Source organism: Enterococcus sp. (genome assembly GCF_022711995.1).
Lineage (GTDB): Bacteria > Bacillota > Bacilli > Lactobacillales > Enterococcaceae > Enterococcus_D.
The window spans coordinates 1-7080 of the sequence record NZ_JALAHI010000027.1 but is presented as its reverse complement, the minus strand read 5'-3'; the positions used below and the strand labels follow the sequence as shown (position 1 = coordinate 7080).

Sequence of the window (7080 nt, the reverse complement as noted above, 5' to 3'; positions counted from 1 at the left end):
TTGCAGAAATCCTGATAGATTCAGGTTAGAAAACTATATTTAGACTGCATTCTGATATAATTGAACCAGACACAAAGATGGTATGGTGAAGCGATAATGAAAGTAAAAATAGATGATGTAGCAAAATTAGCAGGCGTTTCAAAAACAACTGTTTCTCGAGTTTTGAATAGTCGGGGATATTTAAGTGAAAAAGCAATTAAGAAAGTTCATTCAGCTATGGATGAACTCAATTATCGTCCCAACGTGGTAGCACGCCAATTATTCAAGCAAGAAACTAAGTTAGTTGGTCTAATTTTTCCCACAGTCAACGATCCATTTTATAGTCAATTGATTGCCGGTATGGAAAAACGTTTGTTCAATAATGGTTTTAAAGTTCTGATTGGTGATTCGATGAATGACCCTAAGAAAGAAGAACTATATTTGCAACAATTAATGGCTCATCAAGTCGACGGTTTGATTGTTGGGGCTCATAACCAAGGGATCCCCGAATATGAGAATTCAAATTTGCCAATTATAGCGTTTGACCGAATTGTTAATCCAGACATACCAGTGATTTCTTCAGATAATTATCAAGGTGGAAAAATAGCTACCGAATTATTGATTGAGCATGATGCCAAAATAATAATCCATACCAATGGCCCTAAGAGTCTTGAATCACCTACTCAAGAGAGAAGAATTGCTTATCAAGATGTCATGAAAGAGCATGGTTTGAAACCAATAACGTATTATATTGATTTTGATGACCGTGCCAAAAAGGAAACCCTATTCCGAAATATCTTCAGAGATCATCCAGATGTTGATGGAATGTTTATTTCAAATGATATGGATGCCTCACTGGTATTGAATATTGCAACTGAATTAGGTTATAAGATCCCTGAGGATCTTAAAATTGTTGGTTATGATGGAACTTATATTACGCGAACGTTGTTGCCAAGACTGACAACAATTGTCCAACCAATCGACAAAATGGCCGAAACCGCTGTCAATATGCTCATGGCAAGGATCAATGGTGATGAGATTGAAGGGAATAAGGTTTTTCCAGTAAAATTATGGCGAGGAAAATCTGTCTAAAATAAAATTTATGATAACCGGTTGACATATCTCTTGTAAGTGCTTACAATGAGTTTTGTTAAGTGCTTATTTTTTAATAATTAAATGTCAACCGGTTGACATTTTACGAGGAGCAATTGAAAATGCGTAAAAATATTTATTTTAGACTTAGTGCCTATTTCTTCTTTTTCTTTGTTAGTTGGTCAGCTTGTTATTCCTTATTTGCTATTTGGTTAGGACAAGAGATCCATCTAAACGGTGAAGCTACCGGACTTATTTTTGCTGTGAATGCTGCGTTCACTCTGATAATGCAACCCTTATATGGATTCATTTCAGATAAACTTGGCGTTCGGAAAGATCTTTTAACATATTTAAGTGCTATTTTAATTTTTGCTGGTCCATTTTTCATCTTCGTTTACGGACCATTATTGAAATTTAACGTTCTTTTAGGTGCCATCGTTGGTGGGCTTTACCTAGGTGTAGGATACTTAGCCTCAATCGGTGCGGTTGAATCTTACATTGAAAAAATTAGCCGCAAATATGATTTTGAATATGGACGTGCTCGGATGTGGGGTTCTTTAGGTTGGGCCGTCATGACATTCTTTACCGGACAATTGATCAATATCAATCCTAATTATAATTTTTGGATCTCATCTATCGCTTCAACAATCATGTTTTTAATTATCTTAACGACTAAAGTTGAAGTTACTGAAGTTGAAGTTAAAAAAGCTCAATCAGTTACTGTTAAAGATGTTTTTAACCTATTCAAATTAAAGGACTTCTGGTTCTTTATCGTCTTTGTTTTAGGTGTTACCTGTGTTTACGGAGTTTATGATCAACAATTTCCACGTTACTTTGCGGAACAATTTGCAACTGTAAAATTAGGTAATCAAATGTTTGGTTATTTGAATTCGTTCCAAGTCTTCCTTGAAGCTGGAATGATGTTCCTAGCACCCAAAATTGTTAACAAATTGGGTGCTCGTAATTCGTTACTATTGGCTGCCTTTTTGATGGCCTTTAGAATGACTGGTTCTGGAATCGTTACTGGACCAATTTTGATTTCACTAATGAAATTGATTCACTCATTCGAATTACCAATCCTCTTAGTTTCAGTATTCAAATACTTGGATGCTAACTTTGAATCAAGATTATCATCGATCCTCTATCTGGTCGGTTTTCAATTTGCCGGACAAATCGGAACTATTGGATTATCTTCACTTGTTGGTAAAATGTACGATTCATTTGGCTTCAAGATAACTTATTTATATTTAGGAATTTTCGTACTTACATTTGCCGTGATTGCTGTCTTTACTTTGAAGAAGGGTGATTCACAATTAGCTGCAGATGATTCAACTGATATGCCATTACAAAATTAGGAGAAATTATGACTGAAAAAATTAAATTAAATAATACACGTTACAGATTGGGTTATCACGTTATGGCACCATCAGGTTGGATCAATGATCCAAATGGTTTCTGCTATTTTCAAGGATATTATCACATTTTCTATCAACATTATCCTAAGGCTGCTAAATGGGGACCAATGCACTGGGGACACGCCCGCAGTAAGGATTTAGTTCATTGGGAAACTTTGCCTATTGCTTTGACTCCGGGAGATAAAGAAGATGAAGACGGTTGTTTCTCTGGCAGTGCCGTCGTTTTCAATAATAAGATGTATCTGATTTATACAGGTCACCACTATTATGGCGATGGAGATCCAGATAACTTTTGGCAAAATCAAAACATGGCTATCAGTGAAGACGGAATCAATTTCAAAAAGTATGAGAATAATCCCATCATTGCTCATGGTCCTGAAGATAATACGCAACATTTCCGTGATCCTAAAGTTTGGTATAACAATGGTAGTTGGAACATGATTCTTGGTAGTCAAAATAAAGAGGGTATCGGTCGAGTTATCTTATATAGATCTGACAATTTAGTTGACTGGGATTATATCGGTCCGATCACCCAATCCAACGGTGTTGAAACAGAAGGCTATATGTGGGAATGTCCCGACTTCTTCAGATTAGGTGACAACGACTTCCTATTAACTTCACCTCAAGGAATCAAAGAAAACGATGGCCACTTTAAGAATCTCAATGAAACTGGTTATTTTGTTGGTCAATATCAATATAAAGATAACAGTTTCGTTCGTGGAGAGTTCTCTGAAATTGATAATGGACATGACTTCTATGCTACTCAAACAACTTTGACCCCAGATGGTCGTAGAGTCGTGATCGGTTGGATGGATATGTGGGAAAGTCCTATGCCAGAGAGTGCAGATGGTTGGGCTGGAGCCTTGACCTTGCCAAGAGAATTGATTTATCAAGATAATATTTTGCAAATGAGACCTGTTAAAGAATTGGAACAACTAAGAACTAAAAAATTATTGGACGAATCACATCAAGTGGACGGAACAAAAGTGATTGTTAAAAACATTAAACAATACGAAGCTGACGTTAATTTTGATTTGAAACAAACTAATGAAGCTGGAATTGCGTTTACAAATGCCAGTGGTGACGATATTCTAAATGTAAAATACAATAAAGAATTGGGCAAAGTAATTTTAAATCGTGCTGGTGACGATCCAGAACGTGAAGCAATTTTACCCGTTTCAGATAAATTAGAAATGCACGTATATGTTGATACTAGTTCAATCGAAATTTTCATTAATAATGGTCAGAGAACCTTTACTGAAAGAGTCTACGCAGACGCAATCGATTTGAACTTGCTAACTAGTGAATTAACAGAAGTTTCTGCAACCGTTTATGAATTGGAGAATAAAGCTGTTAAATTCTAAGCTAGAGTTATATTGTCACCCTTCATGAAAATTTAAATTTGGCTGAAAAATAAAAACGAGAGCGGGATAAAACACGGTCAGCTTTCGAGCATTAATGTAAAAATGCCACCAATTCATACTATGTGCCAGGCCGATAAGATACAAAAACACATAGGACATTGAGAAGCTAGCATAAAAAACTATGTGTTGCATTTTAGGGTCTATAATATACAAATCGCCCCTCAAAAACATTGAAAGAATAACCCCTAATATCTATAATGTAGATATTAGGGGTTATTTATTTTCATATTATAAAAATAACTTCTTCTATTTGTCATTTTTTCGATACCTTTTAGCACGATTTTGACCAGGAAATAAACGATCATGCGATCCGACTCGAATGCCAATTAAGACTAGTTCATCTTTATCAATCGTATAAACCACCAGGACATCGTTAGTTTCGCTTGGTGTTTTGTTTTTCGGGGTATCTCGTAAGTGAAATTCATTATAACCGCTCATTCGCCGATTAAGCTCATGATCTTCAAATTCTGATGGTAATTGTTGTTGCTCAAGCAACAGGTCAATGGCTGCTCGAACTTCATCAATAATAGATTTGTCTAAACTGGCTAACCGTTTTAGATCAGCATTAAAGGTTGCACGTGGTTTAAATCTTAGTTTTTTCATTATTTAAACTGACCCCAATAACCATCATCTGATTCAACAATTTCATCGTCAGGTAAAACATGGCGTTTAATTAACTGATCACGTGCAATTGCATATTCTAACGAACCTTCTTTAGCTTTTAATGCTCTTTCTAACCAGTCCATTTTTTCTTGTGAAACGATGGCTACTGCGCGACTATTTGAACGAGCAATATAAACGGTTTCGTCTTCGTCATTAACTTGATCTAAATATTTTTTTAGATTAGCGCGAAAATCGCTCTGTGTTAGTGCTAATGTCATATTTACCACCCTTTCATTGTACTTAATATTGTAATTTAATTTGTACTAAAAATCAATTTTTTAAGGAGCTAAAACTATGCAACAAGTTGTCTTACCCATCAAAGATTCAAACGTTCTCAAAGAGGTTCAAGATACCTTACTCAACAACTTTAAAGCTGGCCGGCGTAACTATACAGTTTTTCAAGTTGGCAAAGCTACGCTACTGCGAGTGAGTGATGTCATGCGCTTAAAACAAACCGATATTTTTAATCCGGACGGTGCTATTAAACAAAATGCGTTCATTCACGACCGAAAAACGGGTAAGCCTAATACCTTGTATCTTAAACCAGTTCAAACAGAGCTCTTATTGTACCGTCAATGGCTACTTGATCATAGACTAGCCTCTGAGTGGCTCTTTCCTTCCATTCAACACCCCGAGCGCCATATCACGGAAAAACAGTTCTACAAAATTATGAGTAAGGTTGGCAATCTGTTAGGAATTAATTATCTAGGGACCCACACAATGCGCAAAACCGGGGCTTATCGCGTCTACACACAATCTAATTATAATATTGGTTTGGTCATGCACTTATTAAATCATTCCAGTGAAGCAATGACCTTAGCTTATTTAGGCTTAGACCAGGCTAGTACTGAAACGATGCTGGATAAAATTGATTTTGGTTAGGAGGCTGGCTTTATGGATTTAGATTTTAAATCAAACAAGTATGATCTTTTTGATGATTGGCATCAAAACAAGACTAAACAAGCCTTTACACAAAAGTTGCAGCAACAAGCTCAAATTGAAAAAACACAATTACCGCAATTATTGTCGCGTGAAGATTTAAAAATTCGTTGGCAGATGAACTCTCGTCAAAGTGTTCATCAAGTTGCTAGTAAGCCTGATTTTCCGCAACCCGTTTTTGCTTTTAATCATGGTAAGACGCCACTTTACTTAGCAACTGAAATTCAAATTTTCGAAATTAATCACCCTTGGGTAATAACTCCCGGTGCTCGTCTTGCTTATAGTCATTGGATCCTTCATAATGTGATTGATTAATCTTAAGATTTAACTCTAGGTTTTTGATAGTTGGCGTTAGCCTTCTAATACAAATAATCCCCATCAAAATGGGGATTAAATCTACCCTTGACACTTGTCAAGGGTGTAAGTGCGCATTGACCTCATTTCACTCGGTCTGCTGATAACCATAAAATCAATTTCTGCTGTTGTTGAATTGACTGTATTTTTAATTCAATTTATGTTTGCACCTAACTAAGATTGTTATGTTTTAAATATTTAAAAAGTGTTGCAGATTACGCTGTTTTAAGCCAAAATTTTTTAATTGCTTTGTGCAGAGAATCTTTATAAGCTTGGTAACAAATTTTGAATAACGGTGTTGTAAGATCTGTAAATCTAAACTGAAAGCATTATTTTGATGTTAGGAGTCATTAAGATGGACGAAAAGAAAGTATTAAAACCAATTGATGAAATGCTTGCTGATCCTTGGCAAGTTGATATTCAAGAATTGTTTGAAGCTTCTGTCAATGAACCTGATGAGATCAAGAGGAATCTGTATGATTCCTTATACACTTATGTTTTGCAAAAAAGACAAGAAGATATTATTAATCGTCCTGGCTTCGTTATTTAGCCCTCTAAGAGCCTGCTGAGGGCTTTTTGTTTTGCTTTGGTATAAATGTATATGAATAGTCTTAAAATTGCTAGAAACGAAAAATAAGGCCCTAAAAAACGAACATAGCAGTTAAGTTCTTGTTAAGATTCAAAAAAACTAACTGTTTGCTGTCAATGGTAGCGGACGAGCAAAGCGTGGGAGCATAAGGAATTGACAGCTCTAAACCAGTCTTAACACTGAATTGGCGAAAGCCAAAGTTTCTATAAAACTTTGCTTTCCTGCCTAACGGCGAGTGAAAAAGCGGTCAAGCTGGTTCAGCTTGGACGGGGTTCGGGGCGTCAGCGCCCGAATAAACGTGGCTTGCCACACCTTATCTGGCAACGAACAGAGTGAGGCGCAAGGAGCGTAGCGACTGGAGTTGAATGTGAGCTAGTTTTTAGCTCACTCCTTTATGTTTTTTGTTGCTAGGTTTTGACCTCGTACAGTGCTGCCTCTTTTAAACCTCTTTTATAAACCTCTTTTAAACCTCTTTTAGACCCCCTTTTAGCCTTACTCTCCCAGGGAATACAGGAGTTTATAGATAGAGTTTTGTCTGTTTATAGATAGAGTTTTGTCTGTTTATAGATAGAGTTTTGTCTGTTTATAGATAGAGTTTTGTCTGTTTATAGATAGAGCTTTGTAG

General features: G+C 36.1%; 8 protein-coding genes. 6 read left to right on the top strand and 2 right to left on the bottom strand.

Annotated features, from left to right (window positions below; translation table 11 throughout):
• Positions 1 to 96 precede the first annotated feature (96 nt).
• The 3 genes from Q0A12_RS02180 to Q0A12_RS02170 all read left to right on the top strand — a co-directional run bounded on the left by Q0A12_RS02180 (position 97) and on the right by Q0A12_RS02170 (position 3850).
• Positions 97 to 1071 carry a LacI family DNA-binding transcriptional regulator gene (locus Q0A12_RS02180; protein WP_119463184.1) on the top strand — a complete coding sequence of 325 codons (975 nt, stop codon included), beginning with the start codon at positions 97 to 99 and terminating at the stop codon, positions 1069 to 1071.
• 122 nt (positions 1072 to 1193) lie between these two features.
• Positions 1194 to 2426 carry an MFS transporter gene (locus Q0A12_RS02175; protein WP_291291074.1) on the top strand — a complete coding sequence of 411 codons (1233 nt, stop codon included), beginning with the start codon at positions 1194 to 1196 and terminating at the stop codon, positions 2424 to 2426.
• Positions 2427 to 2434: 8 nt separating this feature from the next.
• Positions 2435 to 3850, top strand: a complete 1416-nt coding sequence (locus Q0A12_RS02170) for a glycoside hydrolase family 32 protein (RefSeq protein ID WP_119463189.1) — start codon at positions 2435 to 2437, stop codon at positions 3848 to 3850.
• A 306-nt stretch (positions 3851 to 4156) separates the two neighbouring features.
• On the opposite strand, the gene Q0A12_RS02165 is transcribed toward Q0A12_RS02170, so the two are convergent.
• Positions 4157 to 4513 (bottom strand): type II toxin-antitoxin system YafQ family toxin, encoded by a 357-nt coding sequence (locus Q0A12_RS02165; RefSeq protein ID WP_046783591.1) that lies wholly within the window; start codon positions 4511 to 4513, stop codon positions 4157 to 4159.
• Complete coding sequence (locus Q0A12_RS02160; protein ID WP_010620850.1) at positions 4513 to 4791, bottom strand: type II toxin-antitoxin system prevent-host-death family antitoxin; 279 nt, start codon at positions 4789 to 4791, stop codon at positions 4513 to 4515. The genes Q0A12_RS02165 and Q0A12_RS02160 overlap by 1 nt, the downstream gene beginning before the upstream one ends.
• A 76-nt stretch (positions 4792 to 4867) precedes the next feature.
• Between Q0A12_RS02160 and Q0A12_RS02155 the strand changes: the two genes are divergently transcribed.
• The 3 genes from Q0A12_RS02155 (at position 4868) to Q0A12_RS02145 (ending at position 6416) form a co-directional block, all read left to right on the top strand.
• Entirely contained in the window at positions 4868 to 5455 is a 588-nt protein-coding gene (locus Q0A12_RS02155) for a site-specific integrase (protein WP_291291073.1), read from the top strand.
• 12 nt (positions 5456 to 5467) lie between these two features.
• On the top strand, positions 5468 to 5827 hold the full coding sequence (locus Q0A12_RS02150; RefSeq protein ID WP_060416933.1) for a hypothetical protein: 360 nt from the start codon (positions 5468 to 5470) through the stop codon (positions 5825 to 5827).
• 376 nt (positions 5828 to 6203) lie between these two features.
• Positions 6204 to 6416 (top strand): hypothetical protein, encoded by a 213-nt coding sequence (locus Q0A12_RS02145; RefSeq protein WP_042253400.1) that lies wholly within the window; start codon positions 6204 to 6206, stop codon positions 6414 to 6416.
• The last annotated feature ends 664 nt before the right edge of the window (positions 6417 to 7080 follow it).

Excerpts from the sequence above, each read along its gene's own strand:
- Q0A12_RS02155 (WP_291291073.1), top strand. The coding sequence starts at position 4,868 with ATGCAACAAGTTGTCTTACCCATCAAAGATTCAAACGTTCTCAAAGAG.
- Q0A12_RS02160 (WP_010620850.1), bottom strand. The coding sequence starts at position 4,791 with ATGACATTAGCACTAACACAGAGCGATTTTCGCGCTAATCTAAAAAAA.
- Q0A12_RS02150 (WP_060416933.1), top strand. The coding sequence starts at position 5,468 with ATGGATTTAGATTTTAAATCAAACAAGTATGATCTTTTTGATGATTGG.
- Q0A12_RS02180 (WP_119463184.1), top strand. The coding sequence starts at position 97 with ATGAAAGTAAAAATAGATGATGTAGCAAAATTAGCAGGCGTTTCAAAA.
- Q0A12_RS02165 (WP_046783591.1), bottom strand. The coding sequence starts at position 4,513 with ATGAAAAAACTAAGATTTAAACCACGTGCAACCTTTAATGCTGATCTA.
- Q0A12_RS02170 (WP_119463189.1), top strand. The coding sequence starts at position 2,435 with ATGACTGAAAAAATTAAATTAAATAATACACGTTACAGATTGGGTTAT.
- Q0A12_RS02175 (WP_291291074.1), top strand. The coding sequence starts at position 1,194 with ATGCGTAAAAATATTTATTTTAGACTTAGTGCCTATTTCTTCTTTTTC.
- Q0A12_RS02145 (WP_042253400.1), top strand. The coding sequence starts at position 6,204 with ATGTTAGGAGTCATTAAGATGGACGAAAAGAAAGTATTAAAACCAATT.